The organism is Microcoleus sp. S36b_A4, assembly GCF_036700645.1.
In the GTDB taxonomy this organism is placed as follows: domain Bacteria; phylum Cyanobacteriota; class Cyanobacteriia; order Cyanobacteriales; family Microcoleaceae; genus Microcoleus.
On the sequence record NZ_JAUBPI010000047.1, the window covers coordinates 23347 to 47425 of the forward strand.

A 24079-nucleotide genomic window follows, 5' to 3' on the forward strand; every position below is an offset into this window, starting at 1 on the left:
AGATCCCAATTTCAGCTAAAATCAAAAATACATCCCACAACTAGGAAAAGTAACAGTGGAAGTTCTAGACATCAAACACAATATCGCAACTTTGTCCGATCGACTGGGTACAACCCAGGACTATCTTTGACATCCCCGCACTTACAGCCAAAATTCAAGACTTAGAGCAAATCTGCGCCCAACCAGCATTTTGGGAAGACCAAGATCGAGCTCAAGAAACCCTCCAAGAACTTAATGACTTCAAATCTCATTTAGACCAATATCGCGGCTGGCAAACGAGCTTGGAAGATGCTAAAGCTATTTTAGAACTGCTGGAGTTAGAAGCCGACGAGTCCCTGTTCCAAGAAGCCTCATCGAGTCTTTCTCAGTTAACCCGTGAACTCGACCAGTGGGAACTGCAACAATTACTATCTGGGCCCTACGACGAAGGCGGCGCCGTTTTGACAATTAACGCCGGGGCCGGCGGCACAGATGCTCAAGATTGGGCGGAAATGCTGCTGCGGATGTACACCCGCTGGGGGGAAAGTCAAGGTTACAAAGTACATTTAATGGAAATTTCCGAGGGAGAGGAAGCAGGTGTTAAATCGGCTTCTTTGGAAATTGTCGGCCGTTACGCTTACGGTTATATGCGATCGGAAAAAGGCACTCACCGCTTGGTCAGAATTTCGCCTTTTAATGCTAACGACAAGCGTCAAACCAGTTTTGCTGGCGTTGAAGTGATGCCAATTCTCGATCGATCCGTACAGTTGGACATTCCAGAAAAAGATTTGGAAGTCACTACTTCCCGCGCTGGCGGCAAGGGCGGGCAAAACGTTAACAAGGTAGAAACCGCAGTCCGCATCGTTCACCTTCCTACTGGTTTGGCCGTCCGTTGCACGGAAGAACGCAGTCAGTTGCAAAATAAGGAAAAAGCTTTGGCATTACTCAAGGCTAGGCTGTTAGTGATTGCTAAGGAACAGCGGGCTTCGGAAATTGCCGAGATTCGCGGCGATATGGTGGAGGCCGCTTGGGGCCAGCAAATTCGCAATTACGTGTTTCACCCCTATCAAATGGTCAAGGATTTGCGGACTGGAGTGGAAACAACTGCCATCCAAGATGTGATGAACGGCGAATTAGACCCGTTTATTCAAGCTTACCTGCGGCAGGAAAATCAGTTGGTCAGTAGTCAGTAGTCAGTTGACAGTAGTCAGTAGTCAGTAGTCAGTAGTCAATGAGGACTTCAGTCCGCAAAAAAGCAGGACTTGCATTCCTCACTACGAAAATTTGGGTTTGTAGTGAGGACTTCAGTCCGCAAAAAAGAAGGACTGAAGTCCTGACTACGAACCAATTTTCTGGTATGATTTTGGGGTTTTGACCGATCGCCCGACCTTCAACAGGTCGCGCGGCCAAAAACCTTGATATGATAAAACTTGATCTACCGAACAAAAGGAGAAATAATGACCCAAGTTGTAATAGGCGAAAATGAAGGGATTGAGTCAGCCCTGCGACGGTTTAAGCGACAAGTTTCTAAAGCGGGCATTTTCCCCGACATGAGAAAGCACCGCCACTTTGAAACCCCGTTGGAAAAGCAGAAGCGCAAAGCTATTGCCAGAAGGACTAAGAGACGCTTCCACCGCAACAACAAACCCTAGAATTATTAGCACTAAATTGATTCGGCAGATATAATGCCTTGCGATTCTAGTACCGCAGCGACTCGGAGAATCACCGCTTCGCTGTAGGGAGCACCAATAATTTGTACCCCCAAGGGCAAAGCGCCGGGCCGCTGTACGGGCACGCAAAGAACGGGCAAGCCAATAAATGATAGGGGTTGGGTGAACAGTCCGAGATTGGGACGCACTAAGATTTCTTGTCCGGCTATTACCATTTTCTCGACGCCAATTTCAGGGGCAGCTATCGGGGTTGCGGGTGCGAGGATGATGTCTGTGTGTTGGAATATTTCCCGAATTCGATCGCGGTACCACTGTCTGAATCTCTGCGCTTGCAAGTACCAAGTCGCAGGGATCAGGGTTCCGGCTAAAAAGCGATCGCGCGTGGCAGGATCGAAGTCTTGAGGGCGCGAGCGTAAATTGTCTAAATGCAAGTTTCCCCCCTCGCAAGCGGTAATGATAAATGCCGCAGCCCGGGCGCGATCGGATTCCGGTATGCTGACAGTCGCAAGCCCCCCTATTTTTGGGGGGTTTGTTGTTTTTTCTCTTCGATTACCACAATCTAAGACATTTGTCAAGGCTTTAGCAACTATTTCTACAGCATCCATTGCTTCGGGTTCGGCCCCTGTGGCGAAATACCCGTCAGCAACAGCAATTCGCAATCCTTCGATACCTTGATTTAACTGGGGCGAACAAAGTTCTGGCGGGCGTTGAGTGCAAACTGGGTCACGAGAATCAGGGCCTTGCAGGATATCGTACAGCAGCGCGATGTCTCGGATCGATCGCCCAAACGGCCCCACACAATCCAAACTACTCGAAAATAAATAAGCGCCAGCCCTGGACAAACGACCGTAAGTAGGCTTAAACCCAAAGACACCACACAAAGCAGCCGGTACGCGGATGGAACCGTTAGTATCAGAACCGAGAGTGACGGGTACAAAACCGGCGGCGACTGCTGCTGCGGAACCGCCGCTGGAACCGCCGGCGATGCGCGTAGTATCGTGGGGATTGCGAGTCGGGCCGTAGTGGCTGTTTTCCGTGACGAAACCGTAGGCGTACTCATCCATGTTGAGCGTACCTACGAGCACAGCCCCGGCTTGTTTTAGTCGGGCGACCACGGCCGCGTCCTGGGTAGCCGGAGGATTGTCAGCGTTGATTTTTGACCCTGCTAGAGTAGTAATTCCGCCGATATCGAACAGGTTTTTGACAGCGAAGGGAACGCCTGCTAAAGGGCCTGGGTTTTGGTTATTTGCGATCGAATTATCTATATTTTCGGCTGCTGCGAGTGCGCTGGATGCAGTGATTGCAGTAAAGCAATTAAAAGCTTTATCCTTAACAGCAATCCGTTCCAAAGCAGCACTTACCGCCTCTGTAGCTGTAACGTTACCACATTTAACAGCCGCTGCCGTAGCAACCGCATCCGCCTTATCTAAAAAACATCTGCGTTCATCTGCGTTCATTTGCCCTCATCTGCGGTTAAAAATCTAAGGTTCAAACACTGGCGCAGCTTCGATTGCTTGAGGTAAAGGGAATTCAGTAACGAGTTGGGCGATCGCAGCTATTCTCTCGAAGTTTACCACAACACCGGGGCGGTGTTCCGGGTCTAAGGGTAAGTTTATCAGTTCGGCGGTGCGATCGACATATTCTTCTATATTTATCATTAGTCCATCCCAAACAACATCAGCGTTCATCCGCGTACATCTGCCCTCATCTGCGGTTGAAAATCTAAGATTCAGATATACGTGCGATCTTATTGTATTGTAATCGCGATCGGGCTGTCAGTTATTATTGCTCAGTTTTTTGTATTCCTCGGATTGTCTGATATCATCGAGAGGCGATATAGGTTCTAGTGGTTCATCAGGACAAAACTTTATAGATGTCTGCGTTTCCCAAGAATTTAAATTAAAATTAACTTCGATTTGAACCTTTCCTTTTTGCCAACCCTTGGAACCAATTTTGAGAATTTGACACTCGATTCCTTCTTGAGGAGAGTTCCAGTTTAGATCCCCTCCCCTAAGTTTCGTCTCTTCATTAATAGGCAGCTCTTTCATCAATTCAATTATCCGCTTCTGAAGTTTGTTAACTTCTACTGCATTAGCCTCCAATAATATATTTCTAAACTTGCTGGCTGCTAGCTCTTTAAACCGGCGCACCGTAAAAGTAGCTTTATTGAATAGCAAAACATCATCATCGCCGTCTAGTGTCTCATATTTTTTATGGGCTTCAATTTTTTCGTTCATTTTTTTACAAAATTCTGGTTCTTCCTCTTCAATACCATTTCCCGCTATCTTAGTCAAGCTCGTAAAAACATGAATTAACTCTTGGACTTTTCCCACTCAAACACTGACAGTTTGCCGCAACTTCTCAACGGCAACATCCAGCGGAGGCAAAGTAAACTCCTCAGCATCCATTAATTCCTTAACCTTCTCAAAAATCTCAACCTCCACCTCTTCTTGGTCTGTCAGCTTATCATAAAAATAAGGTTCAGTAAACCACTGTTCAAACGCTATCATTAACAATCCATTAGGCGAAAGTTCAAACCGCCAATACTTAGAAATTCTGCTGTCAACCACTTCAAACATCGGCGCCGGATTATGGATGGGATAATAGCTATAATTATCATTGCAGATGTAGTACCAAATAGTCCCTTTCCATTCTCGGATAGCATAAACAACATATTCCTTGCCTATAGTTAGCGGTAACTCAACCTTTCTAGTGTAACCGCGTGGCGGATCTATATATTCTTCAGGAAGAGATGCACCAGTCTTAGCAATACAACGAATTTTCATAACTTGATTACCTACAGATTTTTAGGGGCTGTTTTGGGATACTGTCGCTTGAATTTAAACTCCACATCTTGAAGAGTCTGACTGTTCCGAAACCAATGGACTTGTACGGAAGCTCCATTAATTTCAAAAGACTCAATACTTGTCATTTTATCCCAATCGTCAGAATTTCCGCCATAAACAGCAATAAGTCTCGGTGCTTCCCCCAACAATCTATCTGTACCGCAATGAATTACTATGCAATTACCAGCCTTAGCATCTTGCAACAGAAGTTGCTCCTGCAAATTTCTCGGACTCTCATCGGGAATAGCACCTTGATTCACAATTTAACAGCTTCAAATATTGTTTGTCAAATACCATAAAAACTAATTTTAGCAGGTGCAGTTTCTGCCAACAAGTTCCCCCGAGAAATTACATACCGAACCGCAGCCGCCTCATAATTGCATGATAACAATCCTCAGTATCCAACACAATTAAAAACCACATCGCGCAGAAGAACAATGCTATACTTTTGCTCAGGAATGACAATGGCACTTATTTTAACACTTGTAAACTTTATCCTTTCTAGTAGCCATTCAGCCTAGTGAGGCAAAATCAAGTCCTCAATTCCTTGCGAACCCCCTCCTTTTCCTCCTCTGCGTCCTCTGCGCCCTCTGCGGTTAAAAAATATTACTCACAAAAGCAACCTCTAACGAGAATCACCCCGCAGAAAGCGCAACTACAAATCGCCAATATCAGACAATCTCAAACTCCAGATTGTGATTTTTTACCAAATCAAAAGTAAAATGGTCAACCACATTAGTATTGCTCAATTCCAGATTGTAAAAATCCACAAAATCCGCATCAAAATACGGCCCCGCGTGCCAAGTCCCCACATCTAACTTAATAAAACAATTGCCCGGAATCCGAAAAGCAGCAATATCCTCTAAACTCGGTTTATAGCTATCCCCAGGAGGTGCAACCGCCATCAACCAATCCTTCCCCTCCAAAGAACCCAAACACTGAGTACATTGAATGTGTCGTGTAATTTTGCCAAACTTGCGACCTTTATTGTGCAGCCGCATAATGTAAAATCTAGGAATACCATTTTGCAAATTTAACTGAGCATCCTCACCATCGAAAGACTTGCCATCAACAGCCGCAAAGATAACTTGACCGTAACTATGAAAATTCTCCGGTGTCACCCATTGGGCGGACAACTGCTTAGTCGAAATTAATTCGCTCATAAATCCCAACATCCCTAGCTCTATCCGTCATAAATATTCTAATATAAATAGTAAGACCACTGGATTTATACTCTGGAAACAGCCAGGAATAGGCTTTTCGAGTTGTTCCACAAAAAACTTAATTGATTTACTTCCAAATCGCTACAGACATAACCCATCATGCCGTTCCTCTTCCTTAGCGACCTTCGCGTCTTCGCGGTTCGTTAAAAAAATATTATTTAAGTTCGATCGCCCAAAACACCATTACAATTAATAAAATCAGCACACTGCTGCAAAAAACGAGCCGGAATATCAGGCCGAGCACCCCAATGCAAATGCAAATAAGAAGCGTGCACCTGACAAACTCCCCAACCTTCAGCAACCGCCTCAACTTCCCCTCGCTTGCCATACCTCCAACTGTGATAAACTGGATTAGTCGGTTCCACAGTTAAATGCGATCGATGAAACTCATGTCCCCAAACCTCATCAAGAGCAGTTAACACCGAACTATCCCTCACCGCCACAGCTTCTCGGTATCCCAGCGTCAAACGTTTTCCCATCGCAGCAGAAGTTTCCAACACTCCCACCCCTGGCCAAGAATTGCCATGGAAGTCTACAATAGAATCGCATAAATACATCAAACCGCCGCACTCCGCATAAGTCGGCATTCCCGAAAAAATAGCACTTCTTACCGCATCCCGAATTAAAACATTACCGCTCAATTTTTGAGCAAACACTTCGGGAAAACCACCACCAAAATATAACCCTTGCACATTGTCAGGAAAAACCGAGTCATCAAGGGGACTCCAAAATACCAACTCGGCACCCAACTCTTCCAACAAATCAAGATTGTCCTGATAGTAAAAATTAAAAGCCCGATCGCGCGCAACTGCAATCCTCACTCCAAATTGTTTTCCCAAACTGTTGACAACATCATCTTTTTGAGTTATAATGACAGAAGGGAGACTGTGCCTACACGAAAGTTGCTCTGACCCCTCACCCCCCTCATTTCGAGTTGCAGCCAACAAAGGCAAAAGTTGCTCCCAGTCAAAACTAACAGCAGCCAAATCCGCTAATTTATCGATCGCAGCATGAAGATTCGGTAACTCCTCAGCAGGAATCAAACCCAAATGTCGATCGGGAATAGTAACAGCCTCATCCCTACGCAAAACGCCCAAAATCGGTAAATTGAGCGGTTGGAGAGCATCTTGAAGCAGTTCCAAATGTCGATCGCTCGCCACCCGATTCAGCACCAAACCAGCGAATTTAAGGTCAGGGTTAAAAGAACGAAAACCGTGGGCGATCGCAGCCACAGAACCAGAGAGCCTGCTGCAATCTATCACAAACAATACCGGCAAATTCAGCAAATAAGCAACATGAGCCGTAGAAGCAAAGGAAAAATCATAATTGCCTTCTTCTTTTCGATAATTAATCCCTGTATCCCTGTCAAAATCCGTCTCGTGCCTTCGTGATTCCTGATTTTTTCGACTCACTCCATCAAATAGTCCCATCACCCCTTCAACTAAGGCATAATCGACATCTTGAATGTGACGAGAAAAACACTTTTTTACATAAGATTCAGACGTTAATACCGGGTCTAAATTCCGACAGGGGCGGCCAGTAACAAAAGCATGAAACATCGGGTCAATGTAATCCGGGCCAACCTTAAAAGATTGAACATTCAAGCCGCGACGGACTAAATAAGCTAAAAGGGCGATCGTTACAGTAGTCTTTCCCGCACCGCTGCGTTCGCCAGCAATTACTAAAGTCATAGTTCTAAATTATTTACAAAAAATACTGAAAACCGATCGGTTATAAAATTATGAGTATTGCTCTCGAACCTCTCAAATAATACATACATATTTAACGAACCGCGAAGACACGAAGACCGCGAAGGAAGAATGAGAAGAAGAGAGGTAATTTAGTGGCTTTTGGGAAGTAATTTAGAGTTTTGAGTCAAAGAACATTATTAATTCAAAACTCATAACTTCTAACTCATAACTTCTAAAAAAGTAGGGCAGACATTGCCTGCCCCACTGAATATTAACTCAATCCTTATTCCTTCTTCCGACGGACATCGAACTGACATCCGTTACATCCGCTACACAATCCGTTGCCGAACTTCTCTTTACCGCTTAGCCAACTTCAGCATTTGAGCCGTCACTGCCAAACTTTCTTCGTAAAGCACATCTCGGCCCCAACTCTGCAAGTGCTGGCCCAGCAACTGTTCCGTTACCTGATCGAACAGAGGACTCACCTGGTTAAACCGATCGGTTTGAGCGCCACCCTTCGTTTCCATCCGCATACAGCCGCCCGCTTCCGAACACAGAACTGTACCACAGTCAGCCTTTTCGTTGGTAGAATTCAAACGCACAGCAATCAAATCGCCCGCGACATCGCCCGTATCAGCAGTAGGAATAGCAGCCAACTCAGCTTCGACAACCCGTTCGTCCGGCCCCGCGAATTTAATTCGCTTGATTTGGTAATCGCCCTCTTCCTGTTTAAAAGCAACCGGACGCCACTGAAGCCGACTCGCCAGCCAACCCAAATACATCAGCGCTTGCGTAGAATTGTCCTGTTCGTAATCGATCGTCACCCGATCGATTTCCCGAATCGCAGCACGACGTTCCGGGGCGTCAAAAGCCTCAGCAGCCAACTCCTGCCACGCGGCCAACCGTCGCCAATTCAGATCCGCGATCGGAATTCCCTCCTCGATCAGACTTTGCATCAACAGCAATTCGGCTTCACACTCGGCAAAGCTGCTAGAGTCAACAATCACAGAACTGCTAATTGCCGCCAGCCGCTGGAACAAACCTCGATCGGCATCAGGATTCGCTTTCCACCACAGCAGCGTCGGCAAATCAGCGATAGTCAACGCCGTCACGATGCCGCTCACCCGTTCCAAAGCAGCTTCCGTACCCCGTAAGGTAATGTATTCGCAACAGATCAGATTGCCAGTGGTGCGCTTGTGAACCGGACAATAAGCAGCCACTTGAGCCTGTACGCCCGTATCTTCTCCCGCCGTCGGGCACAGAGCAATAATCCGGCAGGGATTGGCAGCCACGATCGCGTCAGCCACCCCCGAACCCCCTGAACCCAAACCACTGGAGCCCATCTCCTCGCCATTTGAATTTTTGCGAGCCACTTCTTCCCGCAAAGTCGCCAGCAATTCAGCATTAGGTTTGCCAGTTCTCGGCAGTCCGTAAGCTTTTTGAGCCGCCCTGATGCTAGATGCCGTCATCGGCCCGGTAATACCGTCCACCGGCCCGTCGTAAAACCCCAAATCCGCTAATAACCGCTGAGTTTCTTCCGGTTCGTAGACTATAAAAGTAAAAGTTGTTGCCCTACTAGCGATCGGAACATCGCCCTTTGACCCCGATTCTCTGTAACTTTCCCAAATTTGACTCAATTCGGCCTCTATTTGGTCGATCGACACATCTTTAGGACTTTGTAGCGAAACCAGAGGCGGAGCTTTCATCGGTGTCATCGTCATAAATCTTTTCTCCTTTCTTATTAGTTATTAGTCATTAGTCATTAGTCATTAGTCATTGGTTCTTAGTTAAGCAGTTCTTAGTTAGCAGTTCTTAGCTAATCACTAATACTAATGCTGACCTATAACTAAGGACTAATGACTGCTGACTAATGACTCTTAAAGTCTGCGCCACTTGCGACCGTCTCTGTTAATTAGCAGTTCTGCTTCCGCAGGTTCCCAAGTACCCGCTTCGTATTTAGGAACCAAATCTGGGTCGGTGGAGGATTCCCAATCCATCAGCGCCGGCGTTACCACCCGCCAAGCTTCTTCCACTTCATCAGAACGGGTAAACAAAGTTTGGTCGCCCAGCATACAGTCAATTAACAGTCGATCGTAAGCATCCGAAGATGTCACCCCAAAGGAAGAACCGTAACTGAAATCCATATCGACCGTCCGCGTCCGCAAATCCGGCCCCGGCATTTTTGCCTCAAACCTCAGCGAAATCCCCTCGTTCGGATGCACCCGCATAGTCAAAACGTTAGGAGTTGTTTGTTGGGCCGCGGACTGAAAGATTAGCAGCGGCACTTCGCGGAACTGAATCGCAATTTCGCTAACTTTTTTCGGCAACCGTTTGCCGGTTCGCAGGTAGAAAGGCACTCCCTGCCAGCGCCAGTTGTCAATCATAAACTTCATCGCCACAAAAGTCGGCGTTGTCGAGTTGGGAGCAACCCCCGGTTCTTCGTGATACCCCGGCACCTGTTTGCCCTTCATCCAACCTGCGGAATATTGACCCCGAATCGCTGAAAACTCCAAGTTATGCAAATCTGCCAAGCGAGTTGCTTGCAGAACTTTCATCTTTTCGGTGCGGATACTGTCAGCGTCGAGCGAGTTCGGCGGTTCCATCGCCGTCAGACAGAAAATCTGCATCAAGTGGTTTTGCAGCATATCCCGCAACGCCCCAGAGGATTCGTAGTAACCTGCCCGGTCTTCTACGCCTACTGTTTCTGCAACAGTAATTTGTACGTGATCGACAAATTGCCGATTCCAAAGCGGTTCAAAAATCGCGTTAGCAAACCGGAACACCATTAAATTCTGAACAGTTTCTTTACCCAAATAGTGGTCGATCCGGTAAACTTGCTGTTCTTGGCAAACCTGCTGCACGACTCGGTTGAGAGCTTTTGCCGAACTCAAGTCGCGACCGAAGGGTTTTTCAATTACCAAGCGGTGTTTTGCTGGGTCAACCAACATTTGAGCCGCGCCCAGTTGCCTAATTGCTTCTGGGAAAAAGTTCGGCGAAACTGAGAGATAAAATATGTGATTGCCCCGAGTTCTCCTGTCTTCGTCGAGTTCCGCTAAGAAAGCTTTGAGTTTTTGATAGCTTTCCGGGTTGTCAATATCGCCCGGACAGTAGTACAAACCTTGAGCGAAATCTTGCCAAAATTCTTCATTGCCAATGCCGCCGCCAAATTCTTCAATGCCTTCGCGCATTTGCTCTCGGAAGTAATCGTGACTCCAAGGGCGGCGGGCTACTCCCACCACGGTAGTTTCCGGTGGCAAGCGTCGATCGCGCTTCATCTGATAAATTGCAGGTACCAGTTTGCGCTGGGTGAGATCCCCAGAAGCTCCGAATATTACTAGAATTTGTGGTTCCGGCACTCGTTCTTTTCGCAAACCGACCCGCAGTGGATTTTCAAGTAGCGTTACCATTATTTATTTTCCTTGTTCTAGTGATGTTAACCCTGCCAAGACACCATGAGTGTTTGCGGTCATTTCTGCTAGTTTCTCGGTGAGAGAGTTAATCGGTTCTTCATACTGCTAGAGGAGGCCGATGATTTTGCTCTCTAGGAACTCAGAGAGGCATTAATCTCAAAAATCCTAGAGAGGATTTAAAACTCGGCATTTAAGAACCCAAACAATTATCTATTCCGATTCCTAAATGCTTCTGCCTTTCAGGATACAGATATCTGCCTAAGCGACGGGTGACAACTTCTGGACTTTCTCTTGCAAGGAATCCATCAGGGATTGGAACGGGGTGACGAATTTATCAATCCCGTCGAGGAGCAAGTCTGCCATCACTTGGTCCAAGTTGATGTCGATGTCGGGATCTTTGAGACTTTCGATCAGGGTGTAAGCTTCTGCAACATTGTTCTCAATCCGGGGTGCGACATCGCAGTGATCGAAACAAGCTTCAACGGTGTTCGGCGGCAAAGTGTTAACCGTGTCGGGGCCGATTAGTTCATCGACGTACATGACATCGCTGTAGTTGGGGTTTTTGGTGCTGGTGGAAGCCCACAGCAAGCGCTGTACTTTCGCTCCTTTGGCTGCTAAAGCTTGCCAGCGATCGCTCGCTACGATCTCTTTATACTTCTGGTAAGCTACCTTCGCATTGGCGATCGCCACTTTCCCCTTCACTGCTTCCAGTTTAGCTTTTGTGGAAATATCTGTAACATTTTTGAGTTTCTCGTCTATCTTGCCATCGACATTGATGTCGATCCGGCTCAAGAAGAAACTGGCAACAGAAGCAATATTGCTCACATCCAAACCTTTAGCCACCCGCGCTTCCAAACCACGAATGTAAGCCCAGAAGGTTTCGACGTAGCTGTCAACCGAGAACAGCAAAGTCACGTTAACGTTAATGCCTTCGCTAATGACTCGCTCAACTGCTGGCAAACCTTGAGCGGTTCCCGGAATCTTAATCATCACGTTTTCTTTGCCGAGGGCTTGGTAATAGCGCATGGCTTCGCTAATCGTGCTTTCTGTGTCGTTGGCGATCGTCGGTGGTACTTCAATGCTAATGTAGCCGTCCAAACCCTTCGACTCTGCGTAAACTGGGGCGAAGATGTCGCAAGCGTTGCGGATATCTTCAAATACCAGAGATTCGTAAATCTCCATTACAGATTTGCCCGCCCGGATGCCCGCTTCGATATCCGCGTCGTAAATCACATTACCCGCGATCGCTTTCTCAAAAATAGCCGGATTAGATGTAATCCCGCGCAGTCCCCGACTTTCAATCATCTGTTTGAGTTCGCCGGACTCGATCAGATCGCGAGTCAAATTGTCCATCCAGATACTTTGGCCAATTTCTTTGATTTCTAACAGGTGATTCGTTGGTGTTGCTGTCATTACTGTAACTCCTACAATTTGATAGCTGTTAATTGGGACTTGGAAATTGGAAATTGAAAATTGGTAATTGAAAATTGGCAATGGGGAATTGGTAATTGGGAGTCGAAAGTTATAAGTTAAAACCCTCTTCCTGACATCCGTTACATCCGTTACATAATCCGTTGCCGAGCTTCCCTCTTCCTGACATCCGTTACATCCGTTACATCCGTTACACAATCCGTTGCCGAACTTCCTTCACCCTTGGACTGTTCTAGGATTGCGCGATCGATCTTGAATAAAAGACTCGACCATCGCTACATTTTCTTTGCTGCCGATAATTAAGGGCGATCGCTCGTGCAGCTTGGTCGGCACTACATCCATGATGTCTTGAGTCCCCGTACTGGCGCGCCCGCCGGCTTGCTCCATCAAAAACGCCAAAGGAGCCGATTCGTAGAGCAAACGCAATTTGCCCTCGGGTTTTTTCACCGTTCCCGGGTACAAAAACACGCCTCCCTGAAATAAAATCCGGTGGAAATCTCCCACCAAAGCCCCGCCGTACCGGGCGCTGTAGCCTTCGCTGCGGTGTACGTAGCGAATGTAGTCTCTCAAAGATTCCTCCCACTGCCAGAAGTTGCCTTCATTAACGCTGTAAATCGGGCCGCGATCGGGAACCTTAATGTTTTCGTTAGCTAGAATAAACTCGCCCAAGCTGGGGTCGAGGGTAAAGGAATGAACACCCTGACCGATCGAATAAACCAGCATGGTACTCGGGCCGTAGAGCACATAACCAGCGGCAATTTGTTTGTGTCCATGTTGCAGCAAGTCGGAAGCAGAACCATCTGCATCGTCCCCCTCTTGCTTGCGGATGCTGAATATGGAGCCTACATTGAGATTGATGTCAAGATTGGAAGAACCGTCTATGGGGTCGTAGAGCAGACTGTAACGCCCGATCGGACAATTTTCGGGAATGTAGTAGGGTTTTTCCATTTCCTCCGAAGCCAAGCGGCAGACAAGTCCGCTTTGCTGGAATACCGAGATAAACACTTCATTGGCATAGATATCCATCTTTTTGACGGATTCTCCCTGCACGTTCGTAGCCCCTGTAAACCCCAAGGCATCTGCCATTAATCCGGCTCTGCTGAGCCGCCTCGCGATCAGCTTTGCCGCCAGCCCGATGCGATTCATCAGCGCACTGAGATCCTGAGCATCTGCTGAAAAGCTGTGAAGTTGCTGGAGTACGTGACGAGATAGGGTTGTGCAATCGCGGTCTAAGGCTTGCACCTGATCTGTCGGGCCCAGGCGGGTTTCCCCTGTCGGCGCGTTTACCATGATTTTGATGTCCTCCCTGTCTTGCTGCTCTGGATTTGGGTTCGATGGAGTCCTTGACACTTGCCCCTGAATCGGCTATGAGACCGATCGTCCCCTAACTTCTATCTTAGGGAGGGTTTTGCCAAAGGGCGTCGAACTTTAGGTGAATTTTAGATCCCATCGAAAATTGAGGAGTTCGATCGACTGTTGAGTCGAGAATTGTATCCAAAATCACTACTTTTTTTGATTAACCGCAGAGGACGCAGAGGGCGCTGAGAGAAAAAGTGGCGATAGAGAAGCCTACGAACGTTGGCTAGCATCTCAAAAAGACCGACAACTTCCTTTGCGCGAAGAAGATGTAGAACCTATTGTTAATTTGCCGGAATTGCTTGCAGGCATTTACGATCGCGCCGGCTATGATTATCGGCTCGATTACGATCAATATCCCGTACGTAAATTTTCGCCAAAGGCGATATGACACTCCAAAATTCTGGGTAAGCTATCCATAGAAATACGGTAATTGAAATTTAAGCAAATATACAGAGTCCCTCATTGACTTTTCTATTGACTTGTTTGAAATCTACTCAAACACTCAATTTGCATTGCATAAATTTTTCAAAACTTGGGGTTTAAAAACCCAAATATAAAATGTTTGTTGGGACTCATCAACCCAGGAGAATGCTATGGATATTGTCGAACAAATTCCCCATAATTTAGTCAAACACTATCAAATTAAAAAGCTACTCGGAGAAGGCGGTAGTAGCACAACTTATGAAGCCGTTGACCTCCAAACACACCAGCGAGTCGCACTCAAAGCTTTGTCTTTACAGAAGATGAATGACTGGAAAGTCCTGGAACTCTTTGAACGAGAAGCCAATGTTTTATCAAAATTGAATCATCCGGGAATTCCGCGTTATTTGGATTATTTTTATGTCGATACTCCCGACAACCGTTGTTTTTATATAGTACAAGAACTGGCCCAAGGGCAATCTCTAGCAAGTTTAGTCGAAAGTGGCTGGCACGCTAGTGAGTCCGAAATTCAACGCATTGCCACACAAATTTTGGAGATTTTAGTTTATCTTCATTCACAGAAACCACCTGTCATCCACCGGGATATTAAACCAGAGAATATTGTTTTCAAATCGCCCATCAATTCCCACAAACAAAAAGACTGGGAAGTCTGCTTGGTAGATTTTGGAGCAGTGCAAAACACTTATTACAATACTTTAATGCGAGGAAGTACCGTAGTTGGAACCTATGGTTATATGGCTCCAGAACAATTTCTCGGACAAGCCGTACCTGCAACAGATTTATATGGTTTAGGAGCGACGTTGTTGTATTTACTAACCCACCGTTCCCCCGCCGAATTACCAACAAATATACTAGAGAAAGATTTTCGCTCTCAAATTCAGATTTCTTCAGAATTTGCCGATTGGTTAGGAAAAACGATCGCGCCAGATTTAGAAAACCGCTTTCGATCGGCTAAAGAAGCGCTTGAATCTCTTCGCAATCCTCGAATAGTTAACGTTAAATCCAATCCGACGCAATGGAAAAAGCGCCTCAAAATAGGAATTGCTGCTATCGCTACTGTTGCTGTTTTCAATCACTTTAAATATCCCATCCTCAACCGGATTGGATTTACCCCCAATGCAGTTGTCCAGGCTGTTGAACGGGGAGATACTAAAACTGTTAGGCATTATCTGGATCTTGGCATTAATGCTAATAGCAGGGTAAATAATCAGAATTTACTACACTTTGCTGGGTCAAAAGAAGTGGCAGAATTGTTAATTGCCAAAGGTGCAGATGTCAACGCTAAGAGTGCATATGGCTGGACCCCATTACACATGGCTGCTGTGTACGATCACATAAAAGTGGCACAGACGCTAATTGCTAAAGGTGCAGATATTAACGCCTGGGGAGAAGATCAATTTGGGGCGTGTAATAGTATATGTACAACTCCTCTGTTCTGGGCCCGATCGCCTGAAATGGCAAAGTTGCTGATTGCTAAAGGTGCGGATGTCAATGCCAAAAACAAAAATGGCTTGACTCCTCTACATAGGGCGCGATCGAAGGCAATAGCACAAATACTACTCGCAGCAGGCGCAAAAATTAACATCAAAGAAGACAATGCCCGAAATGGCAAGAGTACAGCTTTATTACATAACGCAGCCAAAATAGGCTTTAAGGAGTTGGTACAACAGCTAATTAAAGACGGTGCAAATGTGGCGATCCGCGATGACTATCGAAGAACTCCACTGCACTATGCAACCACAAAAGAAGTTGCTGCTTTGCTAATGCGGGATATCAACGCTATAGACCAATCTGGAAATACTCCTTTACACCTAGCTGTCGATCGAGGATCTCAAGATATCGCTGAACTGCTAATTGCTAATGGCGCAAGGGTTAACGTTAGAAATGCGAACGGTCAAACTCCATTGTATCGAGCGATCGCGATCGGACACAATGAGATTGCTGCACTGCTAATTAACAACGGTACAGATGTCAATAATATAGATGGATCTGGCACAACTCCACTGCACAAAGCCGCACATTATGGCACGGTAAAAATCTTAAAATTGCTGATTGCTAAAGGTGCAGAAATTAATATCCAGGATAATCAAAGAAAAACTCCACTGGATATCGCCGTAGACCTGAAACTTCAGGATACAGTGGCGCGGCTAATTAGTAAAAACCCAGATGTTAATAGTGAAGACAAAGAAGGCAGAACTTTACTGCATATCGCTGTCGATTTCAAACTTGAGGATGTAGCCAAAAAACTCATTGCCAAAGGTGCATTCGTTAATGCCAAAAATAACTTGCTTCAAACTCCCCTGCATCTTGCTGTTGCTCAAGGCTCTCAAGATATCGCTGAACAGCTAATTGCTAATGGCGCAAGGGTTAACGCTAGAAATGCGAACGGTCAAACTCCATTGTATCAAGCGATCGCGATCGGACACAATGATATTGCTGCACTGCTAATTAAAAACGGTGCAGATGTCAATAACAGAGATATATGTGACACAACTCCACTGCATAAAGCCGCACATTATGGCACGGTAGAAATCTTAAAATTACTGATTGCTAAAGGTGCAAAAATTGACGTTACCAACTGCTATGGCGAGACGCCGCTAAAGATAGCAGAAACCAACTGGAACCCCGACCGAGAAGCAGCAGCCAAAATACTCAGATCTCGCGGCGCAACAGACTAATTATCCCAAATAACCCCACGCATAAAAATATGGAAAAACTAGAACAATCGGAAAAAATCATTGCTGAAAGATATCGCATAATCGGCAAATTAGGACAGGGTGGAGTTGGAATCACCTATGCTGCTGTAGATTTAAACAGCAATCAAAAAGTTGCACTCAAAGCTTTATCCCTGCGCCTGACAACTGAATGGAAGAAAATCGAGTTATTTGAACGAGAAGCAAAAACTTTATCGGGATTGAATCATCCGGGAATTCCTCGCTACATTGACTACTTTCAAGTGGATACTTCCCAAGATCGTTGTTTTTATATCGCCCAACAACTCGCACCGGGAAAATCTCTCGCACAGTGGATAGAAAATGGCTGGAAACCAAATGAAGCTCAAGTTCGTCATATCGCCTATCAATTGCTAGAAATTCTAGCTTATCTGCAATCGCTGTTACCTCCTGCAATCCACCGAGATATTAAACCCCAAAATATTATTCTGCAAAAAAATGGGCGAGTCTTCCTAGTTGATTTTGGCGCAGTTCAAAATACTTACCATCATACCGTTACTGGAGGCAGTACCGTTGTCGGGACCTACGGTTACATGGCACCAGAACAATTCCGAGGAAAAGCTGTATTATCAACAGATTTGTATGGATTAGGAACAACGCTGCTTTTCCTGTTAACCCAGAAATTTCCATCGGATTTACCCAGACAAAAGCTGAAGGTAAAATTCCGCGATCGCGTCTCTATTTCTCCAGAGTTTGCCGACTGGTTAGATCAGATAATTGAACCCGCAGTTGAAGATCGATTTCAATCAGCAAAAGATGCTTTATTAGCGCTGCGAGGGGAACAGCCAAGCGGGATTAATCCCGAAAAAATGTTTAAGTGCTCGCCACAATCCCGAATTACTTTAATTGACGCGAAACGGTGGTTATTCATCCATATACACCCCGATCGTTCACCTAGCAGACTCAAAGGGTTTTTCCACTTCATTCATCTGACTTGTAAAGTTTTACTTCCCTGCTCTTTGCTCCTTCCAATTTTCCACTTATCACTAGGGGTGATACCCGTACCGCTGGACTCGACAGTTAGCTTGTTTAAATACATTGTAGCCGACTGGCTAGGTATATTATTTCAGCGATTTGTATTTATATCAATCATAGCTGTAATAATATTTACCGTATTTTATGCTTTGATGTGCTTGTGTTGGATTGATTATTATCTATTCACTAGACCAAGACCAATTCAAATCAGCCCTCAAGATATCCAGCGGGTAAAGTTGAGGGGAATTCATCTGCCATTGCTCAAAAAATCGATGACTTTTTGCGGGATTCGCGCCAAGTCGCGTAACTATTGTTTTGGCTTATTTTTGCCGCAAGCTGAGAAAGAATGGTTGGTAGGAGAATTAAATGAGTGTTTAAGTAAACTAAAATAAATCATTGTTGTCATCCACAGAGTTGATAAAAAAACCGTTTTTTTCTGAGTACGTGGATTAAATAAATGCGGAATTATAGAAAATTTTATGTACTAATTTAGGCAATAATAATCATCAGAAAATCCTGGATAGGGCATGAGAATAAAACTATAAAGAATCTCGATATTGATGAAATAGGACTGCAAAAGAGGAAGGCGATCGCACTTCTTGAATACGTAGCTAAAAGATTAGTTGAGAGTCGCGATCGCCTTTTCGATTGGTTATGCTTGACTCAGGGTGCTCCTTTCTGCCAATTGACTGACCAACAAAAATAAAGATGTTTGTGCTTAAATACCGTCAAGGCAAGAAATATCTCGCCCTGAGTGGGGTAGTGTCCTTAAGCTCCAGTATCTCCTAAGCGTGAAGGTTCGATTGATGAGTATTTCTACTCGAAATAAAAAAACTATCCTGTTTTTAGCAGCCAACCCCAAAAATACCACCCCTGTGGACTTACAGAAAGAGGCGAAGGAAATTGCAGAGGGGTTGCAACGCTCTAAAAAGGCCGACAAGTTCCAACTTGAGCAACAGTGGGCGGTGACACCCAGAGAAATGCAGCGAGCCATATTAGATTATAAACCAGAGATTGTGCATTTCTCCGGGCATGGTGCAGGAGAAGGCGGTTTAGCCTTGGAAGATGAGGCGGGACAAATTAAGCTGGTAAATGCCAAAGCTTTGGCAGCTTTGTTTGAGGCGTTTAATGAGTACGTGGAGTGCGTAATACTCAACGCTTGCTATTCAGAAGTGCAAGCTGACGCGATCGCACGTCATATTCCCTATGTGATTGGCATGAACAAAGCGGTGGGAGATCAAGCCGCACGAGAATTTGCTGTAGGTTTTTACGATACCTTGGCGGCGGGGGAGTCGATCGAATTTGCCTACAAGTTGGGTTGCGTTAGCATCAGCATGGCTGGTATTCCCGAAGAACTTACTCCGGTATTAAAGAAAAAGTCGGATTTTTCTGAGTTGGATGCAGCAGGGCGATCGCGCGATGCTTCTGTTAGCGATATAGTTGAGAAGTCGTCGCCTGTGGTGGAAAATGCGCGATCGATCGCCGCACCTCCCCTTTCTCTGCTCAACTTAGACAACCCCGAAGGTTCTGTGAGTTTGGATTCACCGCTATATATCGATCGGGCTCCCATTGAATCGGACTGCTACCAAACTATTGTCAAACCCGGAGCTTTAATCCGAATCAAAGCCCCCCGGCAAATGGGAAAAACTTCCTTAGTGCAGCGAATTTTAGACCACGCCAAGGAAAAGGGATATCAAACAGCGTATTTAAACTTTCAATGGGCTGATGGTAGTTTTCTCACCAATCTTGATGAGTTGTTGCAGTGGTTTTGTGGTGAGATTACCAATGAATTAAACTTAGAAGATAGGTTAGGAGAATATTGGAAAGGCGTTCTCGGCAGTAAAAATAAAACTACGAAGTATTTCCAACGCTATCTACTATCTGACAGCGATCAACCTCTTGTTTTAGGGTTAGATGAAGTCGATCGGATTTTTGTGCATTCCGAAATAGCCACCGACTTCTTTGGATTATTACGAGCTTGGCACGAGCGGGGGAAAAATGAGGAAATTTGGAAAAAGCTGAGGTTAGTCATTTCTCACTCTCAAGAAGTTTATATCCCTCTCAATATTAATCAGTCGCCATTTAACGTGGGATTGCCGATAGATTTACCTGAACTCAATCAGAGACAGGTAACAGATTTAGTGAATCGACACCGATTAAATTGGTCAAATCAAGAGATTTGTGACCTGATGCAAATGGTGGGCGGTCATCCTTATTTAGTTCGAGTTGCTCTCTACCAAGTTGCCAGGGGGAGAATTACCTTAGAGCGCTTGCTAAAAGTAGCTCCTACTGAAGAAGGCCCTTACTACGATCATTTACGACGGCATTTAGTTAACTTGGAAACAGATGCACAACTAGCAGCAACAATTAGACAAGTAATTAACAGCGAACAACCTGTAGAGATTAATACCGGAGAGGCTTTTAAATTGCGAAGCATGGGGTTGATCAAATTTCAGGGAAATGCTGTAATGCCATTGTGTGGTTTGTATCGTCAATATTTTCGCGATCGCCTAGCCTCTCCCCAACCAAATATTACTCCTGTGCAACAACCTAATAACCCATCAAGCTTGCTCGTAGAGAGTAATTTAGCAGCTATTATGTTCTCGGATGTTGTTAATTCCACCGCCTTATCGGTTGCCAACCAAAAGCTGACACTAGAATTAGTAAATCGAGATTTCAACATCATCCGAGGCATCTGCGCTAAATATCAAGGCAAAGTCCTTAAAGAAATGGGCGATGGTTTATTAATTTGCTTTCCCGAAAGTGCCGTAAAAGCAGTTGCCTGTGCGCTAGAAATACAACGAAGTCTCGCCCAAGCTGCTACAACCTTACCTGCGAGTCATGTCCTCCAACACCGCATTGGTATTCACTTGGGAGAAATTTTCTCTCTTAATAATGATATCAGGGGGGCTGGTGTAAATTTAGCTGCTCGTTTAGAAGGGAAAGCAGAACCAGGAGGAATCTGTATTTCTGAGACAATTTATCAAGTCGTTAAAACCCATTTATCTTTAAATGTGATTGACTTAGGAATGCAACAGTTAAAGGGAATTTCTGAACCTGTACGGCTGTACAAATTGATTCCTTGATTCTCGGATTTTCCCCTAAGAATTAACGATTACCTATGAAAGATTATCAATATCAAGTGGGAGGTAGCCTGCCTGCAAACGCCCCAACTTATGTCACTAGAAAGGCGGATGAAGAACTTTATCAAGCTTTAAAAGCCGGAGAATTTTGCTATGTTCTTAATTCCCGACAAATGGGAAAATCATCCCTGCGAGTGCGGACAATGCAGCGGTTACAAGCAGAGGGTATCGCCTGTAGTAGCATTGACATCACAGAAATTGGCACCTCAGATATTACACCAGAAGAGTGGTATGCAGGCGTGATTGATAGCATCGTCAGCCGATTAGATTTGTATGAAATTTTTGATTTAGATGAATGGTGGGAGCAGAATAGATTACTATCGAACGTTAAACGATTTAGTAAATTCGTTGAAGAAGTATTACTCAAGAATATCTCAGCAAATATAGTAATTTTTGTCGATGAATCGGACAGCTTAATCAGCTTAAACTTTAAAATAGAAGATTTTTTTGCTGTGATTCGTGATTGCTATAATAATCGAGCCGATAAACCCGACTATCGTCGATTAACATTTACGATGTTAGGGGTGGCAACTCCCTCAGATTTAATTCAAGACAAGCGACGAACTCCTTTTAATATTGGTCGAGGGATAGAGTTAACGGGGTTTGAATTAGCAGAAGCCCAACCTTTGGCAGTTGGGTTAGAGAGTCAAGCAGAAAATTCGCAAGCATTGTTAGAAGCGGTGTTATATTGGACAGGAGGACAGCCCTTTTTAACGCAAAAAGTTTGTAAATTGCTGCTCAATCATGCCAACTCTGCATCCATGCAATATCCCGCTGAGTGGGTAGAAAATTTAGTCCGAGAAAAGGTGATTGAGCATTGGGAAGGACAGGATGAACCGGAACACTTGAAGACGATTCGCGATCGCATTTTACGGAGCGAACAACGGGCAAGTAGGTTATTGGGACTATATCAGCAAATTTTGCAGCACAATGAAATAGCGACTGATGATAGTCCCGAACAAATGGAACTACGATTAACTGGATTGGTGGTTAAGCAGTCTGGCAAACTTAAAGTTTATAACCGGATTTATCAATCGGTTTTTAACCTATATTGGGTGGAAAAACAATTAGCGAATCTCCGCCCTTACAGCGAAACTTTTAAAGCTTGGATAGAGTCGGATTGTCAAGATGAATCGCGACTGTTGCGGGGCCAAGCCTTGCAAGATGCTCAAAATTGGGCAGCCGGCAAAAGTTTGAGTGATTTAGATTATCAGTTTTTAAATGCCAGTCGGGAAGTCCAACAACGGGAAGTTGAACGAGAGTTAGAAGCACAGAGACAAGCGAATAAAATTTTGACTCAAGCGAATCAGACGCTAATTAAAGCAGAGCAATTAGCCACCTATAAAGTCACTCAAGCCCAGAATTTAGCAAATGTCATCCAGGAAACTGCTTTTTCTAATGAATCATTTCGTTCAGGACAGATATTCCAAGCACTGTTGGAAGCATTAAAGGCAGGGCAAGCATTCAAACAACTAGATTCTTCAGCCGAGACGACAAAACATCTTAGAGGGCGAGTGATAGCTGCGCTGCAACAAGCAGCGTCCGCAGTAAAAGAGCGCAATCATTTGGAAGGGCATAGCAATTCTGTCAGAAGCATCGCCTTTAGTCCAGATGGCAAGATATTGGCTTCTGTAAGTGACGACAACACAATCAAACTGTGGCACCTGGAAAGCCAAACTCCCATTGCTACCCTGACCGGGCATAGCAATGCTGTCAGAAGCATTGCCTTTAGTCCAGATGGCTTGACTTTGGCTTCTGCAAGTGACGACAACACCATCAAACTGTGGCACCTGGAAAGCCAAAAACCCATCGCTACCCTGACCGGGCATAGCAATCCTGTCAGAAGCGTTGCCTTTAGTCCCGATGGCTTGATTTTGGCTTCTGCTAGCAGTGACCACACCATCAAACTGTGGCACCTGGAAAGCCAAAAACCCATCGCTACCCTGACCGGGCATAGCAATTCTGTCAGAAGCGTCGCCTTTAGTCCCGATGGCTTGACTTTGGCTTCTGCAAGCTTTGACAACACCATCAAACTGTGGCACCTGGAAAGCCAAAAACCCATCGCTACCCTCACCGGGCAAAGCAATCCTGGCTATAATAGCGTCGCCTTTAGTCCCGATGGCTTAACTTTGGCTTCTGCAAGCTTTGACAACGCCATCAACCTCTGGAACCTGCAAACCCAAAAACCCATCGCTACCCTCATCGGGCATAAAAATTCGCTTTATAGCGTCGCCTTTAGTCCCGATGGCAAAACTTTGGCTTCTGCTAGCAGTGACAACACCATCAACCTCTGGAACCTGCAAACCCAAAAACCCATCGCTACCCTCACCGGGCATAGCAATCCGGTCTATAGTGTCGCCTTTAGTCCTGATGGCTTGATTTTGGCTTCTGCTAGCAGCGACAACACCATCAAACTGTGGCATCTGCAAAGCCCAAAACCCATCGCTACCCTCACCGATCACAGCAATTCTGTCAGAAGCGTTGCCTTTAGTCCCGATGGCTTGACTTTGGCTTCTGCAAGCAGTGACCACACCATCAAACTGTGGCATCTGCAAAGCCCAAAAACCATCGCTACCCTCACTGGGCATAGCAATGAGGTCAATAGCGTCGCCTTTAGTCCCGATGGCTTGACTTTGGCTTCTACAAGTGACGACAACACCATCAAACTGTGGCACCTGCAAACCCAAACACCCATCGCTACCCTCACCGGGCATAGCAATTGGGTTTGGAGCGTCGCTTTTAGTCCCGATGGCTTGACTTTGGCTTCTGCTAGCCGTGACCACACCATCAAACTGTGGCATCTGCAAACCCAAAAAGTCATCGCTACCCTCACCGGGCATAGCAGTTATGTCAGAAGCGTTGCCTTTAGTCCCGATGGCTTGACTTTGGCTTCTGCTAGCAGTGACAACACCATCAAACTCTGGAACCTGCAAAGCCAAACACCCATCGCTACCCTCACCGGCCATAGCAATGAGGTCTATAGCGTGGCCTTTAGTCCCGATGGCTTGACATTGGCTTCTGCAAGCTTTGACAAAACCATCAAACTGTGGCACTTGCAAACCCAAAAACCCATCGCTACCCTCACCGGGCATAGAAATCCGCTCTATAGCGTGGCCTTTAGTCCCGATGGCTTGACATTGGCTTCTGCAAGCTTTGACAAAACCATCAAACTGTGGCAC

General features: G+C 45.5%; 18 protein-coding genes. 7 read left to right on the forward strand and 11 right to left on the reverse strand.

Going from position 1 to position 24079, the window contains the following annotated elements; all coding sequences use genetic code 11:
* The first annotated feature begins 55 nt into the window (after positions 1-55).
* Both prfB and rpsU read left to right on the forward strand, forming a co-directional pair.
* Positions 56-1172 (forward strand): peptide chain release factor 2 gene (prfB, locus tag QUA03_RS16485; protein ID WP_333213339.1). Its coding sequence is split into 2 segments (ribosomal slippage): positions 56-127 and positions 129-1172, totalling 1116 coding nucleotides; the frame shifts between segments, so codons are not numbered across the junction.
* A 264-nt stretch (positions 1173-1436) separates the two neighbouring features.
* Positions 1437-1631, forward strand: coding sequence for a 30S ribosomal protein S21 (rpsU, locus tag QUA03_RS16490; protein WP_006632476.1), 195 nt, complete (start codon positions 1437-1439; stop codon positions 1629-1631).
* 11 nt (positions 1632-1642) lie between these two features.
* On the opposite strand, the gene QUA03_RS16495 is transcribed toward rpsU, so the two are convergent.
* From QUA03_RS16495 to fbp, 11 genes are all read right to left on the reverse strand, one after another.
* The gene (locus QUA03_RS16495) at positions 1643-3106 is read right to left on the reverse strand and encodes an AtzE family amidohydrolase (protein ID WP_333213340.1); all 1464 of its coding nucleotides are present in this window, start codon (positions 3104-3106) and stop codon (positions 1643-1645) included.
* Positions 3107-3130: 24 nt separating this feature from the next.
* A complete protein-coding gene (locus tag QUA03_RS16500) occupies positions 3131-3307 on the reverse strand; it encodes a DUF4089 domain-containing protein (RefSeq protein ID WP_190732723.1) in 177 nt (58 codons plus the stop codon).
* 117 nt (positions 3308-3424) lie between these two features.
* Positions 3425-3943 carry a KGK domain-containing protein gene (locus QUA03_RS16505; protein ID WP_333213341.1) on the reverse strand — a complete coding sequence of 173 codons (519 nt, stop codon included), beginning with the start codon at positions 3941-3943 and terminating at the stop codon, positions 3425-3427.
* A gap of 39 nt (positions 3944-3982) precedes the next feature.
* Positions 3983-4435, reverse strand: a complete 453-nt coding sequence (locus tag QUA03_RS16510; protein ID WP_333213342.1) for a hypothetical protein — start codon at positions 4433-4435, stop codon at positions 3983-3985.
* A gap of 11 nt (positions 4436-4446) precedes the next feature.
* Positions 4447-4755: a hypothetical protein gene (locus QUA03_RS16515; protein WP_333213343.1), complete on the reverse strand. Its 309-nt coding sequence runs from the start codon at positions 4753-4755 to the stop codon at positions 4447-4449.
* A 411-nt stretch (positions 4756-5166) separates the two neighbouring features.
* Complete coding sequence (locus QUA03_RS16520) at positions 5167-5658, reverse strand: ureidoglycolate lyase (RefSeq protein WP_333213344.1); 492 nt, start codon at positions 5656-5658, stop codon at positions 5167-5169.
* A 218-nt stretch (positions 5659-5876) separates the two neighbouring features.
* Entirely contained in the window at positions 5877-7409 is a 1533-nt protein-coding gene (locus tag QUA03_RS16525; RefSeq protein WP_333213345.1) for a cobyrinate a,c-diamide synthase, read from the reverse strand.
* A 356-nt stretch (positions 7410-7765) separates the two neighbouring features.
* The gene (gene opcA, locus QUA03_RS16530; protein ID WP_333213346.1) at positions 7766-9130 is read right to left on the reverse strand and encodes a glucose-6-phosphate dehydrogenase assembly protein OpcA; all 1365 of its coding nucleotides are present in this window, start codon (positions 9128-9130) and stop codon (positions 7766-7768) included.
* A 156-nt stretch (positions 9131-9286) separates the two neighbouring features.
* Positions 9287-10816 carry a glucose-6-phosphate dehydrogenase gene (gene zwf / locus QUA03_RS16535; protein WP_333213347.1) on the reverse strand — a complete coding sequence of 510 codons (1530 nt, stop codon included), beginning with the start codon at positions 10814-10816 and terminating at the stop codon, positions 9287-9289.
* A 261-nt stretch (positions 10817-11077) separates the two neighbouring features.
* Positions 11078-12232 carry a transaldolase gene (tal, locus tag QUA03_RS16540; protein WP_333213348.1) on the reverse strand — a complete coding sequence of 385 codons (1155 nt, stop codon included), beginning with the start codon at positions 12230-12232 and terminating at the stop codon, positions 11078-11080.
* A gap of 234 nt (positions 12233-12466) precedes the next feature.
* Positions 12467-13540, reverse strand: a complete 1074-nt coding sequence (gene fbp / locus QUA03_RS16545; RefSeq protein WP_333213349.1) for a class 1 fructose-bisphosphatase — start codon at positions 13538-13540, stop codon at positions 12467-12469.
* Between the two features lie 322 nt (positions 13541-13862).
* Between fbp and QUA03_RS16550 the strand changes: the two genes are divergently transcribed.
* From QUA03_RS16550 to QUA03_RS16570, 5 genes are all read left to right on the forward strand, one after another.
* Entirely contained in the window at positions 13863-13997 is a 135-nt protein-coding gene (locus QUA03_RS16550) for a DUF4058 family protein (protein WP_445304859.1), read from the forward strand.
* Between the two features lie 205 nt (positions 13998-14202).
* Positions 14203-16728, forward strand: coding sequence for an ankyrin repeat domain-containing protein (locus QUA03_RS16555; protein WP_333213350.1), 2526 nt, complete (start codon positions 14203-14205; stop codon positions 16726-16728).
* A gap of 29 nt (positions 16729-16757) precedes the next feature.
* The gene (locus QUA03_RS16560) at positions 16758-18149 is read left to right on the forward strand and encodes a serine/threonine-protein kinase (protein WP_333213351.1); all 1392 of its coding nucleotides are present in this window, start codon (positions 16758-16760) and stop codon (positions 18147-18149) included.
* Positions 18150-18563: 414 nt separating this feature from the next.
* Positions 18564-20843: an AAA-like domain-containing protein gene (locus QUA03_RS16565; RefSeq protein ID WP_333213352.1), complete on the forward strand. Its 2280-nt coding sequence runs from the start codon at positions 18564-18566 to the stop codon at positions 20841-20843.
* Positions 20844-20878: 35 nt separating this feature from the next.
* On the forward strand, positions 20879-24079 hold a 3201-nt coding region (locus tag QUA03_RS16570; RefSeq protein ID WP_333213353.1), incomplete at its 3' end, for a WD40 domain-containing protein.

What these genes read in the sequence shown, in the direction of transcription:
- rpsU (WP_006632476.1), top strand. Translation starts at nt 1,437, where the DNA reads ATGACCCAAGTTGTAATAGGCGAAAATGAAGGGATTGAGTCAGCCCTG.
- QUA03_RS16495 (WP_333213340.1), bottom strand. Translation starts at nt 3,106, where the DNA reads ATGAACGCAGATGAACGCAGATGTTTTTTAGATAAGGCGGATGCGGTT.
- QUA03_RS16500 (WP_190732723.1), bottom strand. Translation starts at nt 3,307, where the DNA reads ATGATAAATATAGAAGAATATGTCGATCGCACCGCCGAACTGATAAAC.
- QUA03_RS16510 (WP_333213342.1), bottom strand. Translation starts at nt 4,435, where the DNA reads ATGAAAATTCGTTGTATTGCTAAGACTGGTGCATCTCTTCCTGAAGAA.
- QUA03_RS16520 (WP_333213344.1), bottom strand. Translation starts at nt 5,658, where the DNA reads ATGAGCGAATTAATTTCGACTAAGCAGTTGTCCGCCCAATGGGTGACA.
- QUA03_RS16525 (WP_333213345.1), bottom strand. Translation starts at nt 7,409, where the DNA reads ATGACTTTAGTAATTGCTGGCGAACGCAGCGGTGCGGGAAAGACTACT.
- opcA (WP_333213346.1), bottom strand. Translation starts at nt 9,130, where the DNA reads ATGACGATGACACCGATGAAAGCTCCGCCTCTGGTTTCGCTACAAAGT.
- zwf (WP_333213347.1), bottom strand. Translation starts at nt 10,816, where the DNA reads ATGGTAACGCTACTTGAAAATCCACTGCGGGTCGGTTTGCGAAAAGAA.
- tal (WP_333213348.1), bottom strand. Translation starts at nt 12,232, where the DNA reads ATGACAGCAACACCAACGAATCACCTGTTAGAAATCAAAGAAATTGGC.
- fbp (WP_333213349.1), bottom strand. Translation starts at nt 13,540, where the DNA reads ATGGTAAACGCGCCGACAGGGGAAACCCGCCTGGGCCCGACAGATCAG.
- QUA03_RS16555 (WP_333213350.1), top strand. Translation starts at nt 14,203, where the DNA reads ATGGATATTGTCGAACAAATTCCCCATAATTTAGTCAAACACTATCAA.
- QUA03_RS16560 (WP_333213351.1), top strand. Translation starts at nt 16,758, where the DNA reads ATGGAAAAACTAGAACAATCGGAAAAAATCATTGCTGAAAGATATCGC.
- QUA03_RS16565 (WP_333213352.1), top strand. Translation starts at nt 18,564, where the DNA reads ATGAGTATTTCTACTCGAAATAAAAAAACTATCCTGTTTTTAGCAGCC.